General features: G+C 74.6%; 27 protein-coding genes, 1 tRNA gene and 2 pseudogenes. 15 read left to right on the top strand and 15 right to left on the bottom strand.

Annotated elements, in window-relative coordinates; all coding sequences use genetic code 11:
* Nucleotides 1-100, top strand: a pseudogene (locus tag ACQKM2_RS21420) (IS481 family transposase); the annotation flags it as partial.
* On the opposite strand, the gene ACQKM2_RS21415 reads toward ACQKM2_RS21420, so the two are convergent.
* Together ACQKM2_RS21415 and ACQKM2_RS21410 are read right to left on the bottom strand one after the other, a co-directional pair.
* A complete protein-coding gene (locus ACQKM2_RS21415; RefSeq protein ID WP_427711882.1) occupies nt 97-1,320 on the bottom strand; it encodes a serine hydrolase domain-containing protein in 1,224 nt (407 codons plus the stop codon). The pseudogene ACQKM2_RS21420 and the gene ACQKM2_RS21415 sit on opposite strands and share 4 nt — an antisense overlap.
* A gap of 31 nt (nt 1,321-1,351) precedes the next feature.
* Nucleotides 1,352-2,254, bottom strand: coding sequence for an alpha/beta hydrolase (locus ACQKM2_RS21410; protein WP_427711881.1), 903 nt, complete (start codon nt 2,252-2,254; stop codon nt 1,352-1,354).
* A gap of 119 nt (nt 2,255-2,373) precedes the next feature.
* Between ACQKM2_RS21410 and ACQKM2_RS21405 the strand changes: the two genes are divergently transcribed.
* Complete coding sequence (locus ACQKM2_RS21405; protein ID WP_427711879.1) at nt 2,374-3,417, top strand: helix-turn-helix domain-containing protein; 1,044 nt, start codon at nt 2,374-2,376, stop codon at nt 3,415-3,417.
* A gap of 49 nt (nt 3,418-3,466) precedes the next feature.
* Here the strand turns inward: ACQKM2_RS21405 and ACQKM2_RS21400 are convergent, their stop codons facing one another.
* A complete protein-coding gene (locus ACQKM2_RS21400; protein WP_427711877.1) occupies nt 3,467-5,311 on the bottom strand; it encodes a virginiamycin B lyase family protein in 1,845 nt (614 codons plus the stop codon).
* Nucleotides 5,312-5,524: 213 nt separating this feature from the next.
* Between ACQKM2_RS21400 and ACQKM2_RS21395 the strand changes: the two genes are divergently transcribed.
* The 3 genes from ACQKM2_RS21395 (at nt 5,525) to ACQKM2_RS21385 (ending at nt 7,713) form a co-directional block, all read left to right on the top strand.
* On the top strand, nt 5,525-6,358 hold the full coding sequence (locus tag ACQKM2_RS21395; protein WP_427711876.1) for a class I SAM-dependent methyltransferase: 834 nt from the start codon (nt 5,525-5,527) through the stop codon (nt 6,356-6,358).
* 111 nt (nt 6,359-6,469) lie between these two features.
* A complete protein-coding gene (locus ACQKM2_RS21390; RefSeq protein WP_427711874.1) occupies nt 6,470-7,312 on the top strand; it encodes a class I SAM-dependent methyltransferase in 843 nt (280 codons plus the stop codon).
* 158 nt (nt 7,313-7,470) lie between these two features.
* On the top strand, nt 7,471-7,713 hold the full coding sequence (locus tag ACQKM2_RS21385; protein WP_427711872.1) for a protealysin inhibitor emfourin: 243 nt from the start codon (nt 7,471-7,473) through the stop codon (nt 7,711-7,713).
* Between the two features lie 26 nt (nt 7,714-7,739).
* Here the strand turns inward: ACQKM2_RS21385 and ACQKM2_RS21380 are convergent, their stop codons facing one another.
* A complete protein-coding gene (locus tag ACQKM2_RS21380) occupies nt 7,740-7,976 on the bottom strand; it encodes a hypothetical protein (RefSeq protein WP_427711870.1) in 237 nt (78 codons plus the stop codon).
* Nucleotides 7,977-8,445: 469 nt separating this feature from the next.
* Nucleotides 8,446-9,315, bottom strand: coding sequence for a DMT family transporter (locus ACQKM2_RS21375; protein ID WP_427711868.1), 870 nt, complete (start codon nt 9,313-9,315; stop codon nt 8,446-8,448).
* 352 nt (nt 9,316-9,667) lie between these two features.
* Here ACQKM2_RS21375 and ACQKM2_RS21370 point away from each other — a divergent pair, with 352 nt between their 5' ends.
* Nucleotides 9,668-10,507, top strand: a complete 840-nt coding sequence (locus ACQKM2_RS21370; protein WP_427711866.1) for a hypothetical protein — start codon at nt 9,668-9,670, stop codon at nt 10,505-10,507.
* On the opposite strand, the pseudogene ACQKM2_RS21365 reads toward ACQKM2_RS21370, so the two are convergent.
* Nucleotides 10,501-10,680: pseudogene (locus ACQKM2_RS21365) on the bottom strand (mechanosensitive ion channel family protein); the annotation flags it as partial. The gene ACQKM2_RS21370 and the pseudogene ACQKM2_RS21365 sit on opposite strands and share 7 nt — an antisense overlap.
* Nucleotides 10,681-10,896: 216 nt before the next feature.
* Complete coding sequence (locus ACQKM2_RS21360; RefSeq protein ID WP_427711864.1) at nt 10,897-11,784, bottom strand: TIGR03619 family F420-dependent LLM class oxidoreductase; 888 nt, start codon at nt 11,782-11,784, stop codon at nt 10,897-10,899.
* A gap of 246 nt (nt 11,785-12,030) precedes the next feature.
* Between ACQKM2_RS21360 and ACQKM2_RS21355 the strand changes: the two genes are divergently transcribed.
* Together ACQKM2_RS21355 and ACQKM2_RS21350 are read left to right on the top strand one after the other, a co-directional pair.
* Entirely contained in the window at nt 12,031-12,267 is a 237-nt protein-coding gene (locus ACQKM2_RS21355) for a chaplin (protein WP_427711862.1), read from the top strand.
* 75 nt (nt 12,268-12,342) lie between these two features.
* Nucleotides 12,343-13,443: a hypothetical protein gene (locus ACQKM2_RS21350; protein WP_427711861.1), complete on the top strand. Its 1,101-nt coding sequence runs from the start codon at nt 12,343-12,345 to the stop codon at nt 13,441-13,443.
* Nucleotides 13,444-13,475: 32 nt separating this feature from the next.
* Here ACQKM2_RS21350 and ACQKM2_RS21345 read toward each other — a convergent pair whose 3' ends face one another.
* From ACQKM2_RS21345 to ACQKM2_RS21330, 4 genes are all read right to left on the bottom strand, one after another.
* Entirely contained in the window at nt 13,476-14,252 is a 777-nt protein-coding gene (locus tag ACQKM2_RS21345) for a CAP domain-containing protein (RefSeq protein WP_427711859.1), read from the bottom strand.
* 445 nt (nt 14,253-14,697) lie between these two features.
* The gene (locus ACQKM2_RS21340; protein ID WP_427711857.1) at nt 14,698-15,246 is read right to left on the bottom strand and encodes a hypothetical protein; all 549 of its coding nucleotides are present in this window, start codon (nt 15,244-15,246) and stop codon (nt 14,698-14,700) included.
* A gap of 414 nt (nt 15,247-15,660) precedes the next feature.
* Nucleotides 15,661-16,434 carry a PhzF family phenazine biosynthesis protein gene (locus ACQKM2_RS21335; RefSeq protein ID WP_427711856.1) on the bottom strand — a complete coding sequence of 258 codons (774 nt, stop codon included), beginning with the start codon at nt 16,432-16,434 and terminating at the stop codon, nt 15,661-15,663.
* Between the two features lie 30 nt (nt 16,435-16,464).
* The gene (locus ACQKM2_RS21330; RefSeq protein ID WP_427711854.1) at nt 16,465-16,662 is read right to left on the bottom strand and encodes a hypothetical protein; all 198 of its coding nucleotides are present in this window, start codon (nt 16,660-16,662) and stop codon (nt 16,465-16,467) included.
* A gap of 141 nt (nt 16,663-16,803) precedes the next feature.
* On the opposite strand from ACQKM2_RS21330, the gene ACQKM2_RS21325 reads away from it, so the two are divergent.
* From ACQKM2_RS21325 to ACQKM2_RS21310, 4 genes are all read left to right on the top strand, one after another.
* On the top strand, nt 16,804-17,163 hold the full coding sequence (locus tag ACQKM2_RS21325; RefSeq protein WP_427711852.1) for a hypothetical protein: 360 nt from the start codon (nt 16,804-16,806) through the stop codon (nt 17,161-17,163).
* Complete coding sequence (locus ACQKM2_RS21320; protein ID WP_427711851.1) at nt 17,160-17,546, top strand: VOC family protein; 387 nt, start codon at nt 17,160-17,162, stop codon at nt 17,544-17,546. The genes ACQKM2_RS21325 and ACQKM2_RS21320 overlap by 4 nt, the downstream gene beginning before the upstream one ends.
* 15 nt (nt 17,547-17,561) lie before the next feature.
* A tRNA-Trp gene (locus ACQKM2_RS21315) sits at nt 17,562-17,636 on the top strand.
* 58 nt (nt 17,637-17,694) lie between these two features.
* Nucleotides 17,695-18,555: a GNAT family N-acetyltransferase gene (locus tag ACQKM2_RS21310; RefSeq protein ID WP_427711850.1), complete on the top strand. Its 861-nt coding sequence runs from the start codon at nt 17,695-17,697 to the stop codon at nt 18,553-18,555.
* Nucleotides 18,556-18,570: 15 nt separating this feature from the next.
* On the opposite strand, the gene ACQKM2_RS21305 is transcribed toward ACQKM2_RS21310, so the two are convergent.
* On the bottom strand, nt 18,571-19,554 hold the full coding sequence (locus ACQKM2_RS21305; protein WP_427711848.1) for an aldo/keto reductase: 984 nt from the start codon (nt 19,552-19,554) through the stop codon (nt 18,571-18,573).
* Nucleotides 19,555-19,665: 111 nt separating this feature from the next.
* Between ACQKM2_RS21305 and ACQKM2_RS21300 the strand changes: the two genes are divergently transcribed.
* A complete protein-coding gene (locus tag ACQKM2_RS21300; protein ID WP_427711846.1) occupies nt 19,666-20,247 on the top strand; it encodes a TetR family transcriptional regulator in 582 nt (193 codons plus the stop codon).
* A gap of 21 nt (nt 20,248-20,268) precedes the next feature.
* Here the strand turns inward: ACQKM2_RS21300 and ACQKM2_RS21295 are convergent, their stop codons facing one another.
* Entirely contained in the window at nt 20,269-21,126 is an 858-nt protein-coding gene (locus tag ACQKM2_RS21295; RefSeq protein ID WP_427711844.1) for a helix-turn-helix domain-containing protein, read from the bottom strand.
* Between the two features lie 102 nt (nt 21,127-21,228).
* Here ACQKM2_RS21295 and ACQKM2_RS21290 point away from each other — a divergent pair, with 102 nt between their 5' ends.
* Nucleotides 21,229-22,176 carry an MBL fold metallo-hydrolase gene (locus tag ACQKM2_RS21290; protein ID WP_427711842.1) on the top strand — a complete coding sequence of 316 codons (948 nt, stop codon included), beginning with the start codon at nt 21,229-21,231 and terminating at the stop codon, nt 22,174-22,176.
* Nucleotides 22,177-22,275: 99 nt separating this feature from the next.
* On the top strand, nt 22,276-23,037 hold the full coding sequence (locus ACQKM2_RS21285; RefSeq protein ID WP_427711840.1) for a DeoR/GlpR family DNA-binding transcription regulator: 762 nt from the start codon (nt 22,276-22,278) through the stop codon (nt 23,035-23,037).
* A 65-nt stretch (nt 23,038-23,102) separates the two neighbouring features.
* Here the strand turns inward: ACQKM2_RS21285 and ACQKM2_RS21280 are convergent, their stop codons facing one another.
* Both ACQKM2_RS21280 and ACQKM2_RS21275 read right to left on the bottom strand, forming a co-directional pair.
* Nucleotides 23,103-23,828: a hypothetical protein gene (locus tag ACQKM2_RS21280; protein ID WP_427711838.1), complete on the bottom strand. Its 726-nt coding sequence runs from the start codon at nt 23,826-23,828 to the stop codon at nt 23,103-23,105.
* Between the two features lie 198 nt (nt 23,829-24,026).
* A complete protein-coding gene (locus ACQKM2_RS21275; protein ID WP_427711836.1) occupies nt 24,027-25,223 on the bottom strand; it encodes an FAD-dependent oxidoreductase in 1,197 nt (398 codons plus the stop codon).
* Nucleotides 25,224-25,587 lie beyond the last annotated feature (364 nt).

The raw sequence follows: 25,587 nt of genomic DNA, 5'->3' as shown, positions 1-25,587 counted from the left end.
AGACTTCCTCCACACCTACAACCACCACCGCTGCCACACAGCACTGGGCGGAAACCCGCCCATCAGCCGCGTGAACAACGCTGCGGGTCAATACACCTAGGAAGTGCCGTGCCCGCCGGTGTCCCTGCCGTCGCACATCGCTTCGTCGTACAGCTCGTTCAGGGCGGTGTCGATGGGGTGCGGGGGCCTGCCGCCGGCGGGGTCGGGCGCGGTCCAGCGCTGGAGGTTGACGGCGACGGACATCTGGCGCCTGCCGTCGGCGCGGGTCATGGACATGGTTCCGGCGCCCCAGGCCGAGCCGTCGTGGCCCCAGAAGGTGCCGCAGCCCGGGATGGTGACCTTGTGCAGGCCGAGGCCGTACTGGATGGTCTTGCCGTCCAGGTGGCGGACCGGGACGGTGCGCCGCATCTCGTCGAGGGAGGCGCGGCTGACGATCCTGCCGTCGAGGAGCAGGGCGTAGAAGCGGTTGACGTCCGCCATCGTCGACACCAGGGCGGCACCCGTCCCGGCCCAGGACATGTCGTAGGCGCTGTAGTCGCGCGGCGGGTCGAGGAGGCCGAACGCGGCCTCGTACATGCGGGAGTGGGGGCCCTCGATCTCCGGGCCGGACGGGAACGAGGTGTGCCGCAGGCCGGCGCGGCGGATGACGTCGCGGGTGATGTACTCCTGCGCCGGGGTGCCGGTGACCCGCTCCAGGAGCTCGCCGAGCAGCAGGTAGTTGGTGTTGGAGTACACGCCCGTCGGGCCGCCGGGCTCGCCGGCGGGCGGTGCGTCGAGGCCCAGCCGGATCAGTTCGGCCGGGCTGAAGCGCCGGTAGCGGTTGTCGTCGAGGCTCGCGGCCGAGCCGGTCCGGATGGACGGGAAGGCGTAGGAGACGTAGTCGGGGAGGCCGCTGGTGTGGTTGAGGAGCATCCGCACGGTGATCTTCCTGCCGCGCTCTCCCGGCACCAGGTCGGGGAGGTGGTCGCCGATCGGCGCGTCGAGCCGGATCCGGCCGCGCTCGACCTGCTGCATGACGGCGGCGGCGGTGAAGGTCTTGGTGATGCTGCCGACGCGGTGGCGCAGGTCCGGGCTGACGGGGCGTCCGGTCGTGACGTCGGCGACCCCGGAGGCGCCGCGCCAGGTCCGGCCGTCGGCGCGGACCTCGCCGTACACCCCTGGTACGCCCGCCCGGTGGACGGCGTCCATGGCCGCCCGCAGCTCCGCGGGGGTGGTTCCGTGCGGTGCGGGGGCCGCCACGGCGGGTGCGGCGGTGGCGGTGGTGAGCAGGGCCGCGCCCGCGCACAGGGCGAGGCGGAGCTTCTTCGGCCGGGTCGGCATGGTGGTGCTCCTTTCGGGGGGGGTGGGAGGTTCAGCCCGCGAGGGCGCGGCGCAGGACGGCGCCGAGTTCGGCGTTCTGGCGCTGGGAGACCTCGGCGGACAGGAGGGCCTGCGAACCGTGGAAGGTGCCGGGCCACTGGTGGATCTCGACGGGTACGCCCGCCCGGAGCAGGCGCAGCCCGTAGTCGAGGCCCTCGTCGCGGTTCGGGTCGAACTCCGCGGTGGAGATGTAGGCCGGGGGCAGGCCGGACAGGTCGGTCGCCCGGGCCGGCGCGGCGTACGGGGTCGCGGGGCCGGGGCCGGGGCCCAGGTAGTGCCGCCAGCCGGCGGTGGCCTTGTCGCGGTAGAACCAGGGCGTGTCGGTGAAGTTCCGGGCCGACCAGCTGTCCTGGCGGTCGTCGAGGCCCGGCTGGTTGAGCAGCTGGAAGCGGATCGCCGGTCCGTGGTGGTCGCGGGCGCGCAGGGCGGTGGCGGCCGCGAGGTTGGCGCCGGCGCTGTGGCCGCCGACCGCGATGCGGGCCGGGTCGATGCCGAGGCGGGCGGCGTTCTCGGCGGTCCAGGAGAGGACGGCGTACGCGTCGTCCAGGGCGGCGGGGAAGGGGTGTTCGGGGGCGAGGCGGTAGTCCACCGAGATCACCACCGCTCCGGAGCCGGCGGCGATGCGGCCGGCCCAGGGGTGCTCGGTGTCGAGGTCGCCCATGGTGAATCCGCCGCCGTGCATCCACACGACGGCGCCCTCGGCGCCGTGCGGGCGGTAGACGCGAACGGCGACGTCGGGGTCGGCGGCGACGGTGCGGTCCTCGACCTCCATGTCCGCGGTATCGGGTGCCGGTACGGCGGAGGCCAGTTCGGCGAAGCCCTTGCGGGCGGCGACCGGGTCGCCGAGGTCGGTCTTGGGGAAGAAGGGTACGAATGCTTCGAGTTCGGGGTCCATGACGGACATCCTCACCGGGCGGGCGGTGCCGGGTCGTCCGCCGTCCGTCGGGCATCAGGGCCCGATCGCGCGCCGATCGGCGCCCCCGGCGGGCCGGCCGGGCCTTCTATGCTTGCGGCATGGAGGCTCTCGCCGTACGGCTGTCGGGACTCGATCCCTACGTGGACGGGGCGCTCCGCATCGTCGCGTTCTACGACACGCTGATGCGCCGGCGGGTGGACCTCCCCGCGCTCGCCCGGGCCTCGGCGGGGCTGGCCGAGTGCGCCGCCGGGGTCCGGCTGTACGGGACGGGCCGGACGATCCGTGTCTCGCCCGACGGTGTCGAGGCTCCGCGGGGGGCGTCGCCCGCGCCGGTGTCCGGGGCAGTGCCGGTCGTCCTCGACGAGGAGGAGATCGGCTCGGTGTGGCTGGAGCGGCCGGGTCCGGCCGGGCCGCTCGACGAGGTGCTGCTGGAGCGGCTGGCCATCGCCGTCGCCGCCGCCGTCGAACGGTACGGGCCGGCCCGGACCACGATGGCGGATCCGGCCCTCGTCGAGCTGGTGATCGGTGTCGGCACCGACGAGGCGGCCAGGGCGCGGGCGCTGCGGCTGCTGGGTTTCGCCGCCGGTACGCCGGTGCGGGTGGCCGCGGTGCGGCCGGGGCGGATGCCCCTCGACCGGGTGGGCGGGCTGGTCTGTCCGGGGCGGCCGGTGAAGGGGGCGGTGGTCGCCGGGGTGGGTGTCGTCCTGGCCGCGGCCGTGGAGCCGGACCGGTTCCCGGAGGGCGTGTACGCGGGCATCGGCGCGGCCGAGCGGCCGGACGTGGCGTGGCGGGAGGCCCGTACCGCCCTGCGGTTCGCCACCGCGCGCGAACCGGTCGTCGACCACGCCGCGTTGGGCGCGCTGGCGCTGCTGGCGGAGGTGCCGCGGGACGTCCTGCGCGGCAACCCGGACGTGGTGGCGCTGGGCCGGCTGGCCGGCGGCCCCGAGGACCTGGAGACGCTGGACGCGTACTGCGCGACGGGGTCGCTGCGCCGGGCGGCCGACCTGCTCCACCTGCACCACAGCAGCGTGGCCCGCAGGATCGAGCAGATCGGCCGGGTCCTGGGGCTCGACCTGACGGGGGCGCCCGGGCTGTACCGGGCGGGGTTGGCGCTGGCGGCATGGCGGTTGTCGGAAGGGTGAGGGCGTGCGGGGTGCCGGCGCCGCCGTGCGGGCCGGCACCCCGTGGGGGTCAGGGGCAGCCCGTGCCCGTGGCGGGGTTGGCGCAGACGTCGGTGCCGGGGCCGCCGTCGTTGGTGTTGGTGCCGGGGCCGCCGTCGAGGCTGTCGTCGCCGACGTCGCCGAAGAGGAAGTCGTCTCCGGCGTCGCCGGTCAGGGTGTCGTTGCCGGGGTTGCCGTGCAGGATGTCGCTGCCGGTCCCGCCGGCGACGCGGTCCGTGCCGGGGCCGCCGGTGACGCGGTCGTCCCCGGGGCCGGCGCAGACGAGGTCGTCGCCGGCGCCCGCGTTGACGGTGTCGTTGCCGCCGCGGGCGAGGATGACGTCGCGGCCGGGGGTCCCGCCCAGCAGGTCGTTGCCGGGGGTGCCGGTGATGGTGGGCTGCTCGCCGAAGCAGGTGGTCGCGTCGACGGTGGTGGTCTCCTGTGCGATGTCGTTGGCGGGGGCCGGGTCGTCGACCGCGCCGGCCACGGCAGCCGTGTCGGTGAGGACGTCCTCGGTCGTGGCGAGGGCGGTGATGGTCCGCGCGGCGCTCGCTCCGGCGGTGAGCGTACCGACGGCGCAGGTCACCACGTCCGGTGTGGAACCGGCCGCGGTGCACCCGGCGGAGGCCGAGACGAACTGGAGTCCGGCGGGCAGGGTGTCCTTGAGGACGACCCCTTCGGCGGTCTGGGGGCCGTTGTTGGAGGCGGTGAGCGTGTAGGTCACGTTCTGGCCCTCCACGACGGGGTCGGAGCCGGGGTCGGCCTTGGTGACGGCGAGGTCGGCGTCGGTCAGGGCGATGCGGCCGATGAAGCCGGCGGTCTCGGCGAACCAGATGTTGTCGTCCGGGCCCTTGGTGATGCCCCAGGGGCCCCGCTCCGAGGAGGGCAGGGGGAACTCGGCGATGACGCCGGCGGTGCTGATCCGGCCGATCCGCCCGCTGTTGCGTCCGGTGAACCAGAGGCTGTCGTCCGGGCCTGCGACGATGTCCTGCGGCTGGGGCGAGCCGCCGTCCGAGGGGACGTCGAACTGGGTGATGGCGCCGGCCGGGGTGATCCGGCCGATCCGGTTGTCGCCGAAGACGGTGAACCAGAGGTTCCCGTCGGGGCCGGTGGTGATGTCGGTCGGACCGCCGCCGCCGGGGACCGGGAACTCGGTGACGACGCCTGACGGGGTCATGCGGCCGATCAGGTTGTCGCCGATCTCGGTGAACCAGAGGTTCCCGTCAGGGCCGGTGGTGATGTACGACGGCTGGCCGGAGCCCGCGGGCAGGGGGAACTCCGTGACGGCGCCGGTCGTGGTGATCCGGGCGATCCGGTGGGCGTTCTGCTCGGTGAACCACAGGGCGCCGTCGGGGCCCGCGGTGATGCCGGTGGGTTCGATGAACTGCTCGGGCAGGGGGTAGATGGTGACGGTGCCGTTCGTGTCGACCTTTCCGACCCGGGAGTCGAAGGTCTGCATGGTGAACCAGAGGTTCCCGTCAGGGCCGGTGGTGATGTCGTGCAGGGTGCTGAACGGCGGCACGGAGTACTCGGCGATGAGGGTGCCGGCCGGGCTCATCCGGCCGATCTTGTCCTTGGCCACCTCGGTGAACCACAGGTTGCCGTCCGGGCCGGCGGTGATGCCGACCGGCGTGCTCGGGTTGGCGACGGGGTACTCGACGAGGTTCACGGCCGCCTCCACCCGGGGCGCGCCGGCGGCCAGGGGCAGTGCGGCGGCGAGCAGGACGCCGCAGAGCAGCGCCGCGAGGCGGCCGCGGCGGCGGGTCCGGGGTGGTTCCGGGGCCACCGGTTCCGGGGCCACCGGTTCTGGGGCCACCGGTTCCGGGGCCGCCGGTTCGGGGACCGCCGGTTCCGGCGCGTGGCGGGTGGAGGGCATGGGCGGGCACCTTTCGGTCGAGCGGGAACGCGCCCGTCCTACCAAGGCCCGATCGTTTCTGCGGATGCGGCGGTGCCCACGGCACGCCGGGCCTCCGCCCGGAATCCACCCGAACGGACGCGTGCCCGCCGCCGCCGGGCCGGGCGCCCGCCGGGTTCCTATGCTCGAAGGAGGACGGTCACGGTGACCCCACGGACGAGGGAGGCGGATGGCATGACGGACACGGCGGACGCGCGCGAGGCCGACCGCGCGCTCAAGGCGAAGCACCGGACGATGTGGGCACTCGGCGATTACCCGGCGGTCGCCACTCAGGTCGTGGCGGGGCTCGGGCCCGCGCTGGTCGAGGCCTGCGGGGTGCGGGACGGCGACCGGGTACTGGACGTCGCCGCGGGGTCGGGCAACGCCTCCATCCCGGCCGCGCTGGCCGGCGGCGACGTGGTGGCCTCCGACCTCACGCCCGAGCTGCTGGCCGTGGGGCGCAAGGAGGCCGAGGCACGGGGTGCCGTGCTGAGCTGGCAGGAGGCGGACGCGGAGGCGCTGCCGTTCGAGGACGGGGCCTTCGACACGGTGATGTCCTGCGTCGGGGTCATGTTCGCCCCGCACCACCAGACCACCGCCGACGAGCTGGTGCGGGTCTGCCGGCCCGGCGGGACGATCGGGCTGCTCAGCTGGACCCCGGAGGGCTTCATCGGGCAGATGTTCGCCGCCATGAAGCCGTACGCCCCGCCGCCCCCGCCGGGAGCGCAGCCGCCCCCGCTGTGGGGGAACGAGGAGCACGTGCGGACGCTGCTCGGCGACCGCGTCACCGGCGTCGAGGCGCGCCGGCGGTCGCTGCGCGTGGACGCCTTCCGGGAGCCGGAGGAGTTCCGGGAGTTCTTCAAGGCCGCGTACGGGCCGACGATCGCCGTCTACCGGAACGTCGCCGACGATCCCGAGCGGACCGCGGCCCTGGACGGGGCGCTGGCCGACCTGGCGGCCGGGGCCCTGCGGGACGGGGCCATGGAGTGGGAGTACCTGCTGCTCACCGCGCGGCGCGCCACCGCCTGAGCGGGGTGGCGCCGGGGCGCGCCGCCGACCGGCCCAATGCCGGTGTCCCGGCGGCCGGCGGGCGATCCTTCAGGCCGGGCGGTACGGGGCCGTCCGGCGGAAGGAGTCGCGGTGTCAGCAGCATCCCCCGAGGAGCGCACGGCGCACGCGGGACGCGCGGGACGGTACGGCGAGGCGCTGTTCCGGCCCGAGGCGCCCGGTGAGGGCGAGCGCATCGACCACGCCGCCCTCGTCTACGACCCGCTCACCCGGCAGCGGCTGCTCGCGCTCGGTGTCGGGCCCGGCTGGCGCTGCCTGGAGGTCGGTGCCGGTACGGGCACCGTCGCGCGGTGGCTCGCCGAGGAGGCCGGGGTCGACGAGGTCGTCGCCCTGGACCGCGACACGAGCCGGCTGGCGCCGCTCGCGGGACCCCGGCTCCGGGTGCTCGCCGACGACCTGACCCGGCTGGACGACGAGGCGGAGCTCGGTTCCTTCGACCTGGTCCACGCCCGGTTCGTACTGATGCACCTCCCCGAGCGCCGGGCCCTCGTCGACCGCCTCGCCAAGCGTCTGCGGCCCGGCGGGTACCTCGTCCTCAGCGACGCGGCGGACGTACCCGACCCCGCCGACGCGCGCTCCGCGTACCGGCGCACCCTGGACGCCATGTGGCGCACCCTCGCGGAGACCATCGGCACGGACGTCGGGGCCGTGCTCGACTACCCGCACGTCCTGCGCGCGGCCGGTCTGGCCGAGGTCGCCGCCGAGCTGGTCTGCCCGCCCCTGACACCCGGCACTCCGCTCGCCGCGTTCTGGCGCGAGACCTGGCAGCGGATGCGGACGGACCTGCTGGCGCCGGGCCGGCTCGAACCGGTCGTCTTCGACGAGGCCCTCGCCTACCTGGACTCCCCCGGCCTGGCCGAACTGGGCCCCGGCATGCTCACGGCCTGGGGCCGCCGCCCGCTGCCGCGTCCCTGACCCGCTCCCGCCCCTCCGGGCCCCGCGCCGACGCTTTCCGGCCGTTCCCCGCCGTCCGGGGGGAACGGGCCGGTATCGGGGGCACCCGCGTCCGGGGCGGCGACGCGCCGCCCCCCGCGCGGAGCCCGCGCGGGCACACAGGAACCGGAGGAACGGTCATGCTGATCACGGTCACCCGTACCGGCGGCTTCACCGGAGCCGAGAAGCTCCGCGCGCTCGACACCGCGGGGCGGCAGGACGCGGCGCGGGTCGAGGAGCTCGCCCGCCGGGCCGTCTCGTCCGTGGCGGACGGATACCACTACCGCATCACCGTCGACGGCGAGGTCCTCGACGTCCAGGACCCGTGCCTGTCGGACGACCAGCGGACGCTGATCCGCACCGTCCTCGGCGAAGGGGCCTGACCGCCGCACGGGCGCCGGCTCCGCCGTCAGTGCGGGGTCCAGGTGAACTTGCCGCCCCCCACCCAGCGGACCTCGTCCAGGTCGTCGAGGTCGTGGATGGTGATCCCGGCCTCGGCGGCGACCAGGAGCACGTCCGTCATCGACTCGGCCCGGCCGACGAACTCCCCGTCGAGCTCGATGATCCGGAAGGGCGGGTTTCCGGGCTGGACGCCCAGGACGGTGATGCGCGCCGCGGAGAGGTGAGGTGTCAGGCCTTCGGTCATGGGGAGACGGTTGCACGCCGTGACCGGTGACGGGCGCGGCGACACGGCCCGGGGAGCCGATCGGCGGCGTACGGGCGAGCGCGGGGCGTGGGCGGCGGCGCCGCGGCGGACGTCAGACCCGCTGCCAGGCGGCCGCCGCCCACGAGAACGGGCCGAACAGGACCAGGCCCGCCGCCACCGCCACCAGCGGCCGCCGGGCCATTCCAGGACGCTCGCGGTTGCGTCGCGCGTCTGCTCGTCGCCGGATCCGCCGCCGCCCCGCCCGGCCGCGAAGGCGATGCGCAGGGCGATCGCGCCGACCAGGACGTACAGGACCCCGCGCGTGGCCAGTCCCGCGCGGGCGGCGACGGCGATGCCGGTGCGCGGGGCGCCGTCCCGGACCCGGGTCCCTCCGCCGCTGATCCCGGAGAGAAGTCCACCACGTCCGTCTCGTCGGCGTGGTTGCCCATGAAGGTGCGGAAGAGCTCGTTCAGCGGGGCGCGGACGGCTCCGCCGGGGTCTCGGTCCCGGCCAGGACCAGGACCCCGGCGCAGATCAGGGCGAGGCCCAGGAGCTGCGGGAGCAGCCACCAGTGGGCCCGCAGGTGCTCCTCGTAGAGCAGGACGCCCAGGGCGATGCTGACGCCGGCGTCGCCGAGGGTCAGCGCGGGCTGCGAGGCCACCAGCGGGCCGCCCTGCATGGCGTGTTCGAGGAGCAGCAGGGCGCAGATGCCGCTCGCGGCGAAGGCGTACGTCTCCCAGGCCGTCAGGAAGGCGCCGATGCCGCCGTCCTGGAGGACGTGTACGGCGGACTTCATCAGTGCGGCCGTGAGCGCGTAGCAGACGGCGGTGGCCGCGCCGAGGCATCCGGCCCGGGCCCGGCCGGGCGGCCGGCGCAGTCCGGTGACGGCGAGCAGGGTCACCGCGGCCGCGCAGGCCGCCAGCGCCAGGACCCAGCGGTCGAACGGGACGTGGGTCCGGTTCCCGGCGGGCGCGGCGGCCACCAGCACGATGCCGAGCCCGGCCACCACCCCCGCCACGGCGAGCCAGAGCGCGCCCGGCAGCGGGCGGCGCGCCAGGAGCGAGGCGATGAGCAGGGCGAGCGGGAGCTCCAGCACGAACAGGGGCTGTACGAGGGACAGCGCGCCCGTCGCCAGCGCCAGGGCCTGGCCGACCCCGGCCGCGATCACCGCCAGGATCCCGGCGATCCACGACGGCCGGCGCAGCAGGTCGAGGACGAGGCCGAACCGGAAGCCGTCGCTCTGCGGCACGGTGAGCGCGGCCCGCCGCTGGAGGACCGTGGCGAGGGCGTTGCTGAACGCGGCGAACAGCGCGAAGAGGACCGGCAGGAGGAAGCCCATGCCCCGATCCTCACCGCGCGGGAGCCGCCCCGCGCCGCCCGTTACCCCGTACGGGGGCCGCGGCCGCCGACTCCACCGGCAAGCGAGTCAGTTGCCTGACTGACCAGGGACGCGGCACCGGGGCCGCCCGGCGGCACGGCATCACGCCGCGGGCTCCGGCCATCCGGCCCTGGGCGTAGTCGCAGGCGACGCGCACCGAGGCCATGACGGTGCGTCAACAGGTGGCCGGTGTGGGGGAAGTGACAGGGCGTGGGAAATCGGAGCGGCCGGGACCGGTCGCCGTCGGCGGGGGTCGTCGGCGATGCTGGAGCCGCACCACGCCGATCTTCACCACCGACGTCCGAGGAGGTCCATGGCCGACACCGTCAACTCACTGGCCGCCCGTGTTCACGAGCTGCTGGTGGCGCACCTCAACGACAGTGCCGCCGCGGCGGCGCCGCCGCGGCAGGACTTCCTCTCCTCGCTCGCGAGCGGTCTCTTCGGCGTCCCGCTGCGCGTGGACGTCCCCGCGGGGCTCCAGGACGTCGTCGCGCGCGCCACTGCCCTCGGCCCCGCCGGCACCTGGCTCGTGGCCGCGGGCCACGCGGCCCTCGCCGGCATCGCCCTCACACGCGGCCAGGCGGAGCCGGTCCTCCACCACCTCGACGCCGCGGTGACGGCCGGGTACAACGACTGCGTGGCCCTGCACGCCGGCCCCGTCCTCCCGCTGCACCACGATCCCCGCTTCCGCGCCCTTTACCAGCGCATACGCCTCACCGAGGCCGACCTCGACGAGTTCTTCTGGCTGCACCGGGAGATGCGGGCCGCGGTGCGGGACGCCCAGGACGCGACGGTCGACAACATCGACCGCCTCGACACCGGGGTGTCGCTGCTCGCCCAGGCCCCCATGCCGACCCGGGAACCGGACACCCCGGGCGTCCTGATCACCCGCATCGACCTCGCCGCCGTCCAGAGCGCGCTCCAGGAGGCCGCCGTGAAGGCGGAGTTCGGGCGCAGCTCGGGCAACACCGCGCTCAGCCTGATCGACGACACGTGGGACTACTCCCATGCCCGGCGCGACGCCTGGCACGCCGACGACCGGGACACGCGGCTCCGGCGGGCCGCCGAGGCGCGGGCCTTCACCGAGCGCCCCGGCGCCGGCACCGTGATCCTCTCCGCCCCGCCGCTGGGCTCCTTCACCTATCCGGCCTGAGTTCGGGCGGCGGTGCCGATGATCTTGGCGGAGGCGAGCACGGAGGTGCCCAGTGCGCGGAAGCTCGGGAAGGTCAGGAGCATCGCCGCGGCCGCGACGACGGCGGTCACGACCCGCATGATCAGGGACACCTGGGCGCGGACCCGGCGCACCCGGGCCGGGTCGCGGGTTGCAGCAGGAAGGCCCCGGTCTCCGTGAGGAGGCCGGGGCCTTCGTTCGAGCGCTGGGCAGGCCTTGCACCTGCATTCCCCCACGGGAAGTGGGGTGTCTTTCCTTGGACCACCAACGCATCGTCCCGTTCGCCGTGTTCTGCGGCGGCGGGCTCGAGATCAACTATACGGCACGCGGCCGGGCGCCACGAAACCGCCGGCCGCGTGCCCGTACGCCGCCTAGCCGGCGCGTACGAGGTCCAGGACCTTGATGCCGAGCTCCAGCGCCTCGTCCGGCTCCCGCACGCACTGCTGGAAGTCGACGAAGCAGCTGTCGGCGCCCGTGTCCCGGATGCCGGCGAGGACCGCCGCGATCTCCTCGCACGAGGCGCCCGGCTTGGCGTTGAAGCGGATGTTGCGGCGCAGGGCGTCGGGGTCGCGGCCGGCTTCCTCGGCGGCCTGCCGGGCGGTGGCCCAGAGTCCGGCGAGTGCCGCGGCCGGCAGGACGGCGCCGACCCAGCCGTCGGCGCGGCGGCCGACCCGGCGCATCGCGGCGGGTGAGAAGCCGCCCAAGTAGACGGGCGGGTGCGGCCGCTGGACCGGGCGCAGGCCGACGTGGGCGCGCGGGATGCGCCAGTGGGTGCCCTCGTGCCCGAACTCCTCCTCGGTCCAGATGCCGTGGAGGACGTCGAGGATCTCGTCGAGCCGTTCGCCGCGCCGGCCGAAGTCGGCGTTGACGGCGGTGTATTCGTCGCGCAGCCAGCCGATCCCGAAGCCGGCGTCCAGCCTGCCGCCGCTCACCTGGTCGAGCGAGGTGAGGGTGCGCGCGAGCAGCAGGGGCGGGTACCAGGGCGCGTTGAGGGTGCTCGTGCCGAGGCGGGCGCGGTGGGTCGCGGTGGCTGCGACGGTCAGGACGGTGAGCGGGTCGAGGAAGGTCCGGTACTCGGGCGGGTACGGGTTCTCGGGCGTGTGGCCCGGGTAGATGTCGCTGGGCTCGACCGGGGTCAGCGACCGGTCCCCCACCCAGAGCGAGTCGAAACCGGCGTGCTCCGCGTCGCGAGCGAAGCCGGCGATGCGGGCGGCCTGCGCGTGAGTGCCGTACTGGGGCAGTGCGATGCCTATCTCCATGGGCCCATCGTGGCCGCGGGGCGGGCCCACGGCCCAAAGGCGCCACACGTGACACGTGACACAACGGCCTGGAACCGGGGCGGCCCTCCCCCGCCTCCTCGGCACCCGTTCGGGCGGCGCCGGTCACCCCCGGCGCCGTAACACGCCGTTGGTCAGGTGAATGCCGGGCGGGAGGCCCCCGGAGGCGGTGTGATCCTGCTTCGACGTCTCGACGTCTCGACGTTCCGTCATCGACTCTGGAGTGACATGCGTATTCGAACTGCGATCGCCGCCACCGTCCTGGCCGCGGCCGGCATCCTCGGCGCCGGCGGCACCGCCGTCGCCGACGCCCACGCCGAGGGCTACGCCGTCGGCTCGCCGGGCGTGCTGTCCGGCAACGTCGTCCAGGCGCCGATCCACATCCCGATCAACGTGTGCGGCAACACGGTCAACGTCATCGGCCTGCTCAACCCGGCGGCCGGCAACACCTGCATCAACACCTGATCCCGGAACCCCTCGCGCCCCGCCCCGGGGTGCGAGGGGATACCGTGTTCCTCCAGCTCAAGAGGGGGAACAGGGATGTCGCACAACGCGGGATGGGGACAACACCCGCAGCAGTACGGGCCGCAGTGGGGAGGCGGCTGGATCCAGCCGCCCCCGCAGCCGGGGGTCATACCCCTGCGGCCGCTCCGCCCGGGCGAGATGGTCGGCGGCGCCTTCCAGGCCTTCCGCCGGTACTGGAAGCCGCTGGTCGGCGTCATGCTCGCGGTACAGGGCGTCGGGTTCCTGCTGGTCGTCGCGGCGATCGTGATCGGGGTCACGGCGGCGAGCAGCAGCTTCTCCGAGGTCTTCGCCGTCGATTCGGATGCCCACGCGGACGGCTCCGACGTGGCGACCGTGTTCCTGGCCCTGCTGCCGGGCGGCGTCATCCTGCTGCTCGTGATGCTGCTGGGCACCGCGGCGATCGGCGCCCTGTGCCCCGCGGTGGTGCAGGAGGCCGTGCTCGGCCGTACCGCGACCTTCGGTGACATGTGGCGCCGCAGCTGGTCGCGGCTGCCTTCGGTGCTCGGCGCCGTCTGTCTGACCGGGCTGGTCGCGGCCGGGCCGGCCGTCCTTGTCTACGCGGTCGGCTTCCCGTTGACGATCATGGCCTGGGACGGCTCCGGGACACCGGTCGGCGTGTTCCTGCTGTTCCTCGTGGCCATCGCGTGGATGCCCGTGGCCGCCTGGCTCGCCGTCCGGTTCAGCCTCGCCCCCGCGGCGGTGGTGTTCGAGGGCCTCCGCCCCGTGGCAGCGCTGCGGCGGTCGGCCGCCCTGGTGCAGGGCAGCTGGTGGCGCGTCTTCGGCGTCACCCTGCTCGCGTACCTCGTGGGGATGGCCGGCGGCTACGCCATCCAGATGCCGTTCGGCCTGGTCGGCGTCCTCGCGCTCTTCCCCTCCATGCTGGACTCGGGCGCGGGCGACGGGGTGCCCGCCACGATGATCATCGGGATCATCGTGTACGCCGCCTGTCTGCTGCTCGGCACCGTGGTCAGCGCCTTGTTCCAGCTGGGGTACCCGCAGCTGGTGGTCTCCCTGCTGTACGTGGACCAGCGGATGCGGAAGGAGAACCTCGCGCCGGCCCTGATCACGGCCGCGCACATCGGACGCACGCCGGGCCAGGACCCCGCGTCACCCTGACGGGCGCCCCGGGCCGACGGCGTGTGAGCGGGTCAGCGCGTCGCGCCGAAGTCCTGCGTCCAGTACTGGCCCGGCTGGGCGAGGCCGATGCCGATCTCCTTGTACGAGCAGTCGAGGATGTTCCGCTTGTGGCCGGGGCTGTTCATCCAGCCCTCCATGACCTGCTCGGGGGTGCTGTACCCGTAGGCGACGTTCTCGCCGTACGTCCGCCACTGGTAGCCCGCGCGGGTGATGCGCTGGCCGGCGTCGGAACCGTCGGACCCGGTGTGGGACATGTTGCGGTGCGCGGCCATGTCGGCGCTGTGGTCCTGCGCGGCCTTGGTGAGCTTCTCGTTGGCGGTGAGCGCGGGGCAGCCGGCCGCGGCGCGCGCCTGGTTGACGAGTTCGAGGACCTTGGCCTGTGCTTCGGGGAGCGCCCCGGCGGCCTGCGGCGCGGCGGGAGCTGCGGGCTCGGCCGAGGCCTCCACCGGCTCCGGCCGGGGCTGCTGCGGCTGCGGTCGCGCGGGCGGCGCGGCTTCGGCGACCGGCTCGGCGGGCTGTTCGGCCGGCTCTTCGGCCACGGGCGCCAGGGGGGCCGGGGCCTCGGCGGCGGGCTGCGCGGGAGCGCCGGCCGGGACCGGGGCCTGCTCCGGGAGCGGGGCCCCGGAGGTGTCGGAGGGGACGGCCGGCTGCTCCGCGGCGGGCCGGGCGCGGCCGGTGTCCTGGGTGTCCAGGCAGGCCATGGCGGCGGTGGGGACGGCCACGACGGCGAGCGCCCCGACGGCGACGGCTATTTTCCTGTGGTGCGTCTTCTTACGGTGCTTCTTCATGCGGGACCTCACTCGGTGATCGCGAAGCTCCCGGCGCCGGACCGCTGGGGCGCCGGAGGAGTCGCCATTCTTAGAAGGGCCGCAGGGGCATGGCAAGCCGGCGCGGGCCGGACGCGCGAGTGCTCCGGGCTCCGGCTTGAAAGGGCGGGAAGATCGTGCATGGCCCTCGTACGGGCCCCTTCCGGCACAGCTGACGCGCCGCTAGAACCACCTCCCATCAGGAACGTTGGGAGGGAAGAAATAGGAGTCCACAATTCCGTTTCTGGCGGAGTGCGGCATGTCAACGCCAAACAGGGACAAATGGCGAAATGTGTGCCCGCGATCCGCGTCGCCCCGGCCCGCCGGACCGGCGAGGGCGCTGTGTCGCATGTCACGAAACCGCGGAGCCCCGCACACCGTCGGCGGACGGTGGGCGGGGCTCCGCGGCGAGCGCTCCCGTGCCGCGTCAGAAGGAGCTCTTCGACGCGCTGACGACGACGCACTCCTTGTACTCGGTGCCGTTGGTCTTGCCGAAGTACGGAGTCGTGGCCTCGGCCGGCTGGGACGCGCCCGCCTTGACCTTCAGGCTGCTCACCATGGCCGTGGCGGGGACCGCGGTCGAGGTGGCGTCGCCGCGGAACTTCATCGTGATGTTGTACGTGTAGTCCAGCGAACTGCTGTTGGTGACGGTCAGCTTGGCGACCAGGTTCTTGCCGCTGCTGTCCAGCTTGCACCCGTCGATGCGGACGTCGCGCTCGGCCTTGTCCCTCGAACCGCCCGTGACGGAGCCGGTGGTGGTGCTGGAGTTGGTGCCGCTGCTCGTGCCGGTGCCGGTGCTGCCGGTGGTGCTGCTGCTGTCGTGGCTGCCGCCGCTCGTGCTGCTGGAACCCGAGTGGGAGCTGGAGCTGGAGCTGTGGCCGCCGCCGCAGCTGGCACCGTGCGAGCCACGGGCTCCGGTCAGTGCGAAAACGGCGATTCCGAATACTGCGACCGCGCGGACATGGCGAAGCTTCACGTTCGACCCCGTTGGAATATCAGTGTGCAGGAGGCCCGTCTTGACGGGCGCACGTCACCCTACAGCGGCCAAGAGAGTGATCCGGCCACCCTTCGGCGGCGTGGCGCGTCGGCGTCCGGTGCCGCCGCGCAAGTCGGAGCGGGGGTCCGCACCTTGGCGGGTGGGGAACGCACACACCTCCTGCGGCACATCCGCACCGGAGGAACACATCACCCCCACGCCATGCTCCCCGTCCGACGGGGGGCGGCCCGCGGCGATGCGTGTCAGGGTGAACAGGAGGAACCCGCACCCCCGGCACCGAGGAGTCACCCGTCATGGGCGGTACGAAGGACAAGCGCGAGGAGCCCGGCGAGGCCCGCGAGGAGCGCGGGCGCCCGCAGCCGCCCAGCCAGGACCCCGTCCACCCCGAGCCCATCACTCCGGCCCGCAGCAGGCGCGCCGAGGAGAAGGGGCGGCGGCGCGACGAGCGGCGGCACCGGGACGACGACGGCTCCTGAGCGCGCCGGGGGCGGCCGGTCCGCCTCGGGGCGCGGGCAGCCGGATGCCGTCCGTGACCTCGGCGGTACCGCCCAGCCGGACCAGGGGGCCCGCGGGGCCCTGCCGGACGGTGGCGGTGATGGTGGACGGGCTGCCGAGGGAGCCGCCCATGTCGACGGCGAGTCCGCCGGGGCCCCGGCCGGCCAGGTGGGCGGCCAGGCAGGCCGTGCTGTTGGCGTTGGCGATGTCCTCGTCGACGCCGATCGACGGGGCGGACATCCGGACCGCGGCGCGGCCTTCGGACGTCGGCACGGAGTAGACGTAGCAGCCCAGCAGGCGCAGCCGGTCACAGGCGTCCCGGAGCCTGCCGAAGTCCGGGGACACGGCCCGCAGGGCGGACCGCGTGCGGACGGGGACCAGCAGCCGGGGCCGTCCCACCGACGCCACGCGGATACCGGGAGCCGCGGCGCCGCGGGGGATGCCGAGTGCGGGCAGGACGAGGTCGCGCTCGGTCGCACCGGGCGTGCGCAGCTCCACGGGGCCCGGGTCGAAGGCCGCGTACGCCCGGCCCTGGCGGCGCGCCGAACAGCCCGCGAACTCCGCCTCGTCCACCACGGCGGTGGGGCTGCCGCCCCCGCCGTCGCGCAGGCAGGTGCGGACGATCTCCACCGGCGGCCCCGGCGGGTCCGCGCGTCGCTCCGCACCCGTCACGGAAGTACCGTACCCGCGCCCGGTCTTCGCTCAACCGGCGGCCGGCCGGCCGTGCCACCGCTCCTGCGGCGGGTCGTCGTCGGGCCACAGGCCGATCATGTCCAGCAGGGCAGCCAGGTCCTCCGACCCGATGGCGCGCGCGGCGACCGCGCGGCGGGCGGCGGCCCGGTCCACGGCGCCCGCCCGGGCCGGCAGCGCCGGCTCGTCACATCCGAAGGGATCCTTCATGGGACCGATGCCACCACGGGCCCGGCGGATCCGCAGCTCGCACTGCTCCCATCAGCCGCCGGGCCGGAGCCCCTTAGGGTGGCCCGGACATCCGACCGGCCGCGGCCCGTGCCCGCGGCCGCCTTCCCCACAGGAGCCCCCGTGGCGCGTTCGCTCGACGGCCTCGTCTTCGTCCCCGTAGCCGACCAGGCGCCGGGCCAGGTCGGCCGGCAGACCCGATTCGACTATCACGAGCAGGACGGCCGGGTCTGGGCCGAGTACTGTGGCGGGGACGTGGCCAGGGGACACCTGGTCGGCACGCGGAGGGACGACACCGTCGACTTCCGCTACGTCCAGCTGCGCCACGACGGCTCGACCGCCTCCGGGCACTGCGTCTCCGTGGTCACGGAACTCCCCGACGGGCGGCTCCGGCTGGAGGAGACGTGGACGTGGGAGTCCCAGGAGGGCAGCGGCACCAGCGTCGTCGAGCAGCGGCCCGACATGAGGGAGAGCACCCGATGAGGATCCACCTGTCCAGCGTCTTCGTCGACGACCAGGACAAGGCCCTGCGGTTCTATACGGATGTACTCGGCTTCGTGAAGAAGCACGAGGTGCCGCTGGGCGCGGACAAGTGGCTGACCGTGGTCTCCCCGGAGGACCCCGACGGGACCGAGCTGCTGCTGGAGCCCGACGGCCACCCCGCGGTGCGGCCGTACAAGGAGGCGCTGGTCAGGGACGGCATCCCGGCCGCCTCCTTCGCCGTGGCCGACGTGGGGGCGGAGTTCGCCCGGCTGCGCGGGCTCGGGGTGCGCTTCACGCAGGAGCCGAGGGAGATGGGCCCGGTCACCACCGCGGTTCTGGACGACACCTGCGGCAACCTGATCCAGATCATCCACGGCGGGTAGTCTGCCCGGCAGGGCGGGGCCGTAGCGCAGGGGTCGTCGCGCGCGGTCTCCAAAACCGCGAGGACGCCGGTTCGAATCCGGTCGGCCCCGCCTGCCGGTGGCGACGCCGGCCCGGCCTGATCCGGAGGACACGGCCTAGGCTGGCCCGATGAACGAGATCGAGATCGTCGCCGAACAGGGCGCGTGGCGGGGCGGGTTCGAAGAGCGGGTGCTGGCCGGGTACCGGGCCGCGGGATGTCCGGAGCCGCTGGCCCGGGCCCTGCTGGAGCGGGCCGTGAAGGGGATCGACGGCTGGACGGTGGCCACGGACGGCACCGGATGGATAGCCGTGGAGGTGGCGGAGGACAACGGTGCGGTGGTGGGCCGGATCCACGACCTCACGGTCGCGCGGGGGCGCGGGTGGGCCGAGCGGTGGTGCGCCGGGCGCGGCGCCGAGCGGGTGGAGGTCCGCCTCGCCGGCGGGCGCGACCCGGGGGCGTTCGCCGACTACCCGGTGCGGGGCCAGAACCGCATGCGGGCCGTGGCCGGACAGCCGCAGCTGCCGCCGGGGCTGACGGTCCGCCGGCTCACGGAGGAGGAGTACCCGGCCTGGTACGCCGCCGAGGAGGCCGCGTACATCGCCGACATCCTCCGGGCCGGGGCCCTCACCGCGGAGCAGGCCAGGGAGAAGTCCGACCGGGACTTCGCCCAGTACCTCCCGCAGGGGTACCTGACCCCGGGGCACGCCTTCTACGCGATGGAGGCCGAGGGGGAGGTGGTCGGCACCGGCTGGGTGAACCACGGGTTCCTTCCGGGCGTCACCTTCGGCTTCTCGCTGGAGGTGCACGAGGAGCACCGCGGCAAGGGCTACGGCCGGGCGGCGATGGCCGTCGGCGAGTGGGCCACCCGGCAGGGCGGCGACGAGGCGATGATGTTCAACGTCTTCGGCGGGAACGAGGTCGCGATGGGGCTGTACGACAGCACGGGCTTCGCGGTCCTGGACGAGTACCGCTTCCTCGACCTGCGCTGATCCGCGGGACGGGGGTCAGCCGTTCAGCGACGCCATGAGTTCGGGTGCGTACCGGTCGCCCGAGACCACGCCGTGGGGCGCGACGGCGTCGATGGAGGCCAGGTCGGCGTCGGTGAGGGTGACGGCGGTCGCGGCGACGTTCTCCTCCAGGTAGCGGCGGCGCTTGGTGCCGGGGATCGGGACGGCGCCCATCCGCAGGGTCCAGGCGAGCGCGAGCTGGGAGGGGGTGACCCCCTTCTCGGCGGCCAGGACCCGGACGCGGTCGACGACGGCGAGGTTGCGGTCGAAGTTCTCGCCCTGGAAGCGGGGGTCCGTACGCCGGAAGTCGTCGGCCGCGAAGTCGTCCGGGCTGGTCACGGCTCCGGAGAGGAAGCCGCGGCCGAGCGGGGAGTACGCGACGAGGCCGATGCCGAGCTCGCGCAGGGTCTCGCGTACGCCGTCGTGCTCGATGCCGCGCTCGAAGAGGCTGTACTCGGTCTGCACGGCGGCCAGCGGGTGCACGGCGTGGGCGCGGGCGATGGTGCCCGCGGCGGCCTCGCAGATCCCGATGTGGCCGACCTTGCCGGCGGCGACCAGCTCGGCCATGGCGCCGATGCTCTCCTCGATGGGCACGGCCGGGTCGACGCGGTGCAGGTAGTACAGGTCGATGTGGTCGGTGCCCAGGTGGCGCAGGGAGCGGTCGGCGGAGCGGCGGATGTAGTCGGGCGTGCCGTTGTGGCCCCGGAAGGACCCGTCGTCGGTGAACTCGACTCCGGTCTTCGTGGCGATGACGGCGGCGGCGCGGCGGCCGCGGAGGGCCTTCCCGAGGAGCTGCTCGTTGAGGAAGGGGCCGTAGCCCTCGGCGGTGTCGAGCAGGGTGACGCCCAGGGCGAGGGCGCGGTCGATGGTGGCGAGGGACTCGGTCTCGTCGGTGGCTCCGTAGTGGGCGCTCATGCCCATGAGGCCGAGGCCTTCGGCGCCGACTTCCAGGCCCTGTCCGCCGAGTGCGCGGATCTCCATGGTGTCCTCCGGGGGGTGGGACGGGGTAGGTAACTAACTGGATAGTTTGAGTCTGCACGCAGGGCGCGCGAGATGTCAATAACCGGATAGTTACTTGCTAGGCTGCCCGGCATGGCACGGGATTCCAGCGCAACCAAGGCACGCCTGCTCGACGCGGCGTTCTCCGAGTTCGCGGCGTACGGCATCGCCGGCGCCCGGATCGACCGCATCGCGGTGACCGCCCAGGCGAACAAGCGGCTCATCTACGTCTACTACGGCAACAAGGAACAGCTGTTCGACGCCGTGCTCCAGCGGGCCCTTGAGACGGGCTCGGAATCCGTGCCGTTCGACGCGGAGGACCTGCCCGGGTACGCGGGTGCGGTCTTCGACCACTTCGTGGCGCACCCCGACCTGATGCGCCTGGTGCAGTGGAAGCAGCTGGAGCGGCCGGAGACCACCGAGCTCGTGGCCGAGTCCTACCGGGGCAAGATCGCGGCGGTGGAGCGGGCGCAGGGTGCCGGGCTGGTCGACCCGGGTCTCGACCCGGCGGACGTGCTGACGCTGGTCATGGGGCTGGCGCAGGCGTGGACCGGCGCGGTGGGCGGACCCGCGACCGGCGGCCCGGGCGAACCCTGGGCGGCGGCGCGGCTGGCCCGGCACCGCGAAGCGGTGGTGGAGTCCGTCCGCCGCCTGGTCCGGCCGCCGCGGGGGTGAGCGGCGGCGGCCGGATCCGGTTCAGGCCCGGGAGGGGGCGGTGGCCTGGGCGAGGAGCCGGAGGGCCGTGTGGTCCTCGGAGCCGGCCGGAGCGGTGGCCACCAGGAGCGTCTGGTCGTCGCTGACGCTCAGGGCCTGCTGGGTGACGGTCAGGGTCCCCACCAGCGGATGCCACATCCGGTGCTCGCCCGCGACGCAGGGACGGGCCCGGTGGTCGGCCCACATGGTGGCGAACTCGTCGCTCTTCATGCTGAGTTCGCCGACGAGGGCGCCGAGGAGCGCGTCGTCCGGGTGGCGGCCGGCCGCGTACCGCAGGCTGGCGACGGCGGCCTTGGCCTTGGACTCCCAGGTGCCGTACAGCTCGCGCAGGTACGGGTCGAGGAAGAGCAGCGCGGCCATGTTGGGCCGGTCCGCGGGCCGGTCGGGTGCGGTGGGGTCGAGGTGGCCGGCGAACAGGGCGTGCCCCAGCGGGTTCCAGGCCAGGACGTCGGCCCGGCGGCCGGTGAGGACGGCCGGGACCTCGGGCATGGACTCCAGCAGCCGGCGGGTCGCGCCGTCGACCCGTTCCGCCGGCGGGCGCCGGGCGGCGGGCCGCCTGGCGGCCGTGCCCGCGAGGTCGTGCACGTGCCGCCGCTCGGCCTCGTCCAGGTGCAGCGCGCGGGCGAGCGCGTCCAGCACCTCCGGCGAGGCGTTGTGCGAATGCCCCTGCTCCAGCCGTGCGTAGTACGAGGCGCTGACCCCCGCGAGGAGGGCGAGTTCCTCCCGGCGCAGGCCGGGGACCCGGCGCCGCTCGCCGTACGTGTCGAGGCCGATGTCCGCCGGCGTCAGCCGGGACCGGCGGGCCTGCAGGAACGCGCCGAGGGTGCTCTGTCCTTCCATGCGGCCCAGTATCGCGGGCCGCGCGCGGGCCAGCCTCACCCTGCCGGGGATAGGCAGGGAAGGGTGTGGCTGTCCCGCCGGGCCCGCCGCAGGGTTGGGGCCATGAACGACAACAACACCACCGCCACCACCGCCACCGACACCGACACCGACACCGACACCATCGAGCTGGGCAGCGTCTCCGTCACCCGGGTCCGCGAGTACTACGGACCGCTCGGGCTCACCCCGCACGAATTCATCCCCGGGAGCAGCGAGGACGTCTGGTCGGAGCACGCCGGCTGGCTGCGGCCCGACTTCGCGGACGGCGAGCCGCCCGTGTCACGGGTCGCGCTGCAGACGTGGGTGCTGCGCAGCGAGGGCCGGGTGATCCTCGTGGACACCGGCGGCGGCAACCACAAGGCACGCCCCGGCACCCCCTGGGACCGCCAGGAGACGGCCTTCCTGGACGAGCTGGCCCGGGCCGGGGTCGAGCCGCAGGACGTGGACCTCGTCATCAACACGCACCTGCACGGGGACCACGTCGGGTGGAACACCCGGCTGGACGGGGACGTCTGGGTCCCGACCTTCCCGAACGCCCGCTACCTGATCAACCGGAACGACTTCGAGTTCTGGAACCCCGCGAACGGACACCCGTCCGTCCTCGGCGACGGCAACGCCGGCGTGTTCGAGGACAGCGTGGCGCCGGTCCACGAGGCCGGCCAGGTCGTGCTGTGGGAGGACGGCCACCGGATCGACGCGAACCTGCGGCTGGACCTCGCCGCCGGGCACACCCCCGGTTCCAGCGTGCTGACCCTCGCCTCCGGCGGCGACCGGGCGGTGTTCGTGGGCGACCTGCTGCACAGCCCGGTGCAGATCATGGAGCCGGACGCGAACAGCTGCTTCTGCGAGGACGCCGCGCAGTCCCGGGCCACCCGGCGCCGGCTGCTCGGCTGGGCCGCCGACCACAACGCGCTGCTGGTCCCGGCGCACTTCGGCTCCCACGGCGCGCTGGAGGTGGCACGGGACGCGGGGGCCTTCGCGGTGAAGGGCTGGGCGCCGTTCGCCCCGTAGGCCCCGGGCAGGGCGGGCGGGCCGCCGCCGGACCGGATGGCGGGTAAGGTCCGTCCCATAACGGGACCAACCCCTCTGGAACGGAACGGATCCGATCCCATGTACGCACCCGAGCGCCAGCACCGGATCGTGCAGCTGACCCAGGAGCGCGGACGCGTCGAAGTCCCCGCGCTGGCCGAGGAGTTCGGAGTCACGCAGGAGACCGTCAGGCGGGATCTGACCGCCCTGGAACGGGCCGGTCTGCTGCGCCGGGTGCACGGCGGCGCGCTCCCCGCCGGGGGGCTCCGCCTGGAACCGGGGCTCGCCGAGCGCGATTCCACCGCCGCGGCCGCCAAGGAGCGGATCGCCCGGGCCGCGCTCGCCCTGCTCCCGGAGGAGGGCAGCCTGCTGCTGGACGCGGGCACCACCGTGTCCCGGCTGGCCGCCCTGCTCCCCCGCGACTCCACCCTCACGGTGGTCACCAACGCGCTCCCCGTGGCCGCCCGGCTCGCCGAGCATCCGGGGCTGCGCCTGCACATCGTCGGCGGCCGGCTGCGGCACCGCACGCAGGCCGCGGTGGACGCGTGGGCGCTGCGCGACCTGGCCGAACTGCAGCCGGACGTGGCGGTGGTCGCGACCAACGGCTTCTCGGCGGAGGCCGGGCTGACCACGCCCGACCTGGCCGAGGCGGCCGTCAAGCGGGCCATGGTGGCCGGAGCGCGCCGGGTGGTGCTGGTCGCGGACTCCTCCAAGTACGGCGCCCGGCACTTCGCCCGGTTCGCCGCCCTGGAGCAGGTGGACGTGCTGGTCACCGACACCGGGCTGACCGACGCGCAGGCCGGCGAGATCGCCGGCCTCGGCCCGGAGGTCATCCGGGCCTGAGCCGCACCGTTCGGATCGGGCCCGGAGCGGCCCGGCCGACGGTACCCGGTGCCGTGCGGCCCGGGTCAGAACTTCAGGTGCCCCCAGACCCAGCCGTTGCCGCCGGGGACGTTCGCTCCGGCGACCTGGCACCAGGATTCCGGGGCGCAGTCGCCCACGAGCTCGACCTGCTGGTCGACGCGCAGGATGCCGATCACCTGCCCGGCACCGTCCGGTTCGTTCTTGGCGTCGTAGACGTCCACGTCCTCACCGGTGACCGTGGCCGTCCTCTTCTCCTGCTTGGGGGGAGGATTCTGCGGCGGGGGAGGATTCTGCTGCTGCTGTGGCGGCTTGTACACGCAGGACATCTTCTCGCTGGAGCGCCAGGTGTTGGTGGCGTTCGCGTTGTTCCTGGTGGTGCCGCTCGCGAACCCGTCGGCGCCCACTTGACCCGTATAGGTGTTCGTGAGGCCTGCGCCCGGGCCCTGGTCCCAGTTCGCGGTGAAGTCGATGCGGTTCCCCTTCATTCCGCCGTAGACCGTGCCGAACGTCGCCACCGTCTTGCCGATGATGGCGTACATGGCCTTTCCCGGCCCGACGGAATGGCGCGGCGAACCGGACACGGGAACCTGCACGGTGATTCCGTTGTCCTGGTTGATCTGGAGGATCGAAGGGAACTCGTACTCGGCACAGGGAGGTGCCAGTGCAGGTGTCGGGCCTGCCTGCGCGGGGGCCGGCCCCGCGAGGAGCCCTGCCACGCCCATGGCCGTGGCAGCGGCGAACAGCGTTCTCCGTCTGGACTTGATCGGCATGTCTGTCCTTTCGACTTTCGGTCGGACAGCCGCGCGCCTGGTACGCCCGCCGCGCCGGGAAACCTCCCGCGCGCCCCGCGGTCCGGGCTGCGGACCGTCGTCAGACGAGCACCATCAAGCATATCGAAGGGTGTTGGCTCCGGCTCTTCGAGCGGGACGGCGGAGACGGCGCGCCGGAGCCAGGAGGTGGCCTTCGGATCAGCCCGGGGCTCCCGGGAGGCGGAAGCCGTTGAAGAGGTCGTCCATGCCGCGCAGGGCGAGGTGGTCGGGGACGGCGCGGACCGCGAGGTCGCGGGCCGCCGCCAGCGGACCGCGCAGGGCGCCGAGCCGGCCGACCCGGCGGGCGCGGACGCGTACGGCGTCGGTGCGGGCGCGGCGGGCGGCGGTGTAGGCGGCGAGGGCGGCCGGGACGGGGTCCCGGCCGCCCTCCGGGTACTCGGCGTTGCCCGCGGGGAGCAGGTGCGCGAGGACCACGGCGTCCTCGATGGCCTGGCAGCCGCCCTGGCCGAGGTTGGGGGCCATGGCGTGCGCCGCGTCGCCGAGCCAGGCGGTCCGGCCGTGGTGCAGGCGCGGGAGCGGGGCGGCCAGGTCGTACAGGTCGTTCTGGAGGACGTCGGCGGGCGCGAGGCGGGCGACGCGGTCCAGCAGGGCCGGGACCGGGTCGTGCCAGGAGCCGAAGCGGCGGCGGAGCTCGGCGCGGGGGTCGGGCGAGCGGGTGCCGGCCGGGAGGCGGGCGGTGGCGTAGAGGTAGTACCGGCCGTCGGCCAGCGGTGTTATCCCGAACCTCTCCCCCCGCCCCCAGGTCTCGCTCATGGCCGGGATCCGCAGGTCCGGGGCGTCCACGATGGTCCGCCAGGCGGTCTCGCCGAGGTAGCGCAGGCCGGGGTGGGCGGGGAAGTGCGCGCGGCGCAGCGGGCTGTGGATCCCGTCGGCGGCGACGACCAGGTCGGCGGCCAGGTCGGGTCCGCCCGCCGTACGGACGGTCGCGCGGCTCCCGGTTCCGTCGACTCCGGTCACGGTGGTGCCGTAGCGGAGGGCTTCCGGGGGCAGGGCGGCGGCGAGCGCGGCGGTGAGGACCGGGCGCGGGACGGCTATCGGGGGGATGCCGTAGCGGGCGGCCATGTCGGCGGTCGCGGCCCGGGTCAGCCAGCGGCCGTCGGGGCGGCGTACGCCCATCGTGGCGGGTACGGCGCCGCCCGCCGCGCGGGTGGGGTCGACGCCGATGGCTTCGAGTGCGCGCAGGGCGTTGGGGGCGAGGCCGATGCCGGCGCCGGTGGCGGGCGGTTCGGGGGCGCGTTCGCAGACGGTGACCCGCCAGCCCCGGCGGTGCAGCGCGAGGGCCGCCGCAAGCCCCCCGATCCCGGCCCCGGCCACCACGGCATGACGCTCCGCCATCCGCCCCCACCCCCGCACACCGCCCACGCCGCCGACCCTACCGGCCCCCGGCCGGCCCCGCGGCCCGTCCGCACGGGGCGGCCGCCGGGCGACACACGGCCGACCCCGCGGTCGCTCGGGACACCGCCAGGGGCGTCCGCGAAGCCGCGCCGTCCGCCCGGAGGGTGGGCCCACGAGGTCCGCGGAGCCTGCCCTCGGAGTGGCCGCACGGCCCAGGTCCGAGGGCGCCGGGCCGCACCAACTCACCGGCCCGCGCCGGGGAGCACCGGCATCGGCACGCCGCGCGGCAGGCGGCCCCCACCGTTGGGCGCGAGGCGGAGAGGCCCCCGGGCGCCGGGCGCCTCGGGGGGCTCGGTGGAGCGGC

Origin of the sequence: Streptomyces sp. NPDC004126 (assembly GCF_050275515.1) — a bacterium.
In the GTDB taxonomy this organism is placed as follows: Bacteria; Actinomycetota; Actinomycetes; order Streptomycetales; family Streptomycetaceae; genus Streptomyces.
The sequence above is the reverse complement of the archived record's forward strand: the minus strand, read 5'-3'. Positions and strand labels throughout refer to the sequence as shown.

Excerpts from the sequence above, each read along its gene's own strand:
- ACQKM2_RS21415 (WP_427711882.1), bottom strand. The coding sequence starts at position 1,320 with ATGCCGACCCGGCCGAAGAAGCTCCGCCTCGCCCTGTGCGCGGGCGCG.
- ACQKM2_RS21410 (WP_427711881.1), bottom strand. The coding sequence starts at position 2,254 with ATGGACCCCGAACTCGAAGCATTCGTACCCTTCTTCCCCAAGACCGAC.
- ACQKM2_RS21405 (WP_427711879.1), top strand. The coding sequence starts at position 2,374 with ATGGAGGCTCTCGCCGTACGGCTGTCGGGACTCGATCCCTACGTGGAC.
- ACQKM2_RS21400 (WP_427711877.1), bottom strand. The coding sequence starts at position 5,311 with ATGCCCTCCACCCGCCACGCGCCGGAACCGGCGGTCCCCGAACCGGCG.
- ACQKM2_RS21395 (WP_427711876.1), top strand. The coding sequence starts at position 5,525 with ATGACGGACACGGCGGACGCGCGCGAGGCCGACCGCGCGCTCAAGGCG.
- ACQKM2_RS21385 (WP_427711872.1), top strand. The coding sequence starts at position 7,471 with ATGCTGATCACGGTCACCCGTACCGGCGGCTTCACCGGAGCCGAGAAG.
- ACQKM2_RS21380 (WP_427711870.1), bottom strand. The coding sequence starts at position 7,976 with ATGACCGAAGGCCTGACACCTCACCTCTCCGCGGCGCGCATCACCGTC.
- ACQKM2_RS21375 (WP_427711868.1), bottom strand. The coding sequence starts at position 9,315 with ATGGGCTTCCTCCTGCCGGTCCTCTTCGCGCTGTTCGCCGCGTTCAGC.
- ACQKM2_RS21370 (WP_427711866.1), top strand. The coding sequence starts at position 9,668 with ATGGCCGACACCGTCAACTCACTGGCCGCCCGTGTTCACGAGCTGCTG.
- ACQKM2_RS21360 (WP_427711864.1), bottom strand. The coding sequence starts at position 11,784 with ATGGAGATAGGCATCGCACTGCCCCAGTACGGCACTCACGCGCAGGCC.
- ACQKM2_RS21355 (WP_427711862.1), top strand. The coding sequence starts at position 12,031 with ATGCGTATTCGAACTGCGATCGCCGCCACCGTCCTGGCCGCGGCCGGC.
- ACQKM2_RS21350 (WP_427711861.1), top strand. The coding sequence starts at position 12,343 with ATGTCGCACAACGCGGGATGGGGACAACACCCGCAGCAGTACGGGCCG.
- ACQKM2_RS21345 (WP_427711859.1), bottom strand. The coding sequence starts at position 14,252 with ATGAAGAAGCACCGTAAGAAGACGCACCACAGGAAAATAGCCGTCGCC.
- ACQKM2_RS21330 (WP_427711854.1), bottom strand. The coding sequence starts at position 16,662 with ATGAAGGATCCCTTCGGATGTGACGAGCCGGCGCTGCCGGCCCGGGCG.
- ACQKM2_RS21320 (WP_427711851.1), top strand. The coding sequence starts at position 17,160 with ATGAGGATCCACCTGTCCAGCGTCTTCGTCGACGACCAGGACAAGGCC.
- ACQKM2_RS21310 (WP_427711850.1), top strand. The coding sequence starts at position 17,695 with ATGAACGAGATCGAGATCGTCGCCGAACAGGGCGCGTGGCGGGGCGGG.
- ACQKM2_RS21305 (WP_427711848.1), bottom strand. The coding sequence starts at position 19,554 with ATGGAGATCCGCGCACTCGGCGGACAGGGCCTGGAAGTCGGCGCCGAA.
- ACQKM2_RS21300 (WP_427711846.1), top strand. The coding sequence starts at position 19,666 with ATGGCACGGGATTCCAGCGCAACCAAGGCACGCCTGCTCGACGCGGCG.
- ACQKM2_RS21295 (WP_427711844.1), bottom strand. The coding sequence starts at position 21,126 with ATGGAAGGACAGAGCACCCTCGGCGCGTTCCTGCAGGCCCGCCGGTCC.
- ACQKM2_RS21290 (WP_427711842.1), top strand. The coding sequence starts at position 21,229 with ATGAACGACAACAACACCACCGCCACCACCGCCACCGACACCGACACC.
- ACQKM2_RS21285 (WP_427711840.1), top strand. The coding sequence starts at position 22,276 with ATGTACGCACCCGAGCGCCAGCACCGGATCGTGCAGCTGACCCAGGAG.
- ACQKM2_RS21280 (WP_427711838.1), bottom strand. The coding sequence starts at position 23,828 with ATGCCGATCAAGTCCAGACGGAGAACGCTGTTCGCCGCTGCCACGGCC.
- ACQKM2_RS21275 (WP_427711836.1), bottom strand. The coding sequence starts at position 25,223 with ATGGCGGAGCGTCATGCCGTGGTGGCCGGGGCCGGGATCGGGGGGCTT.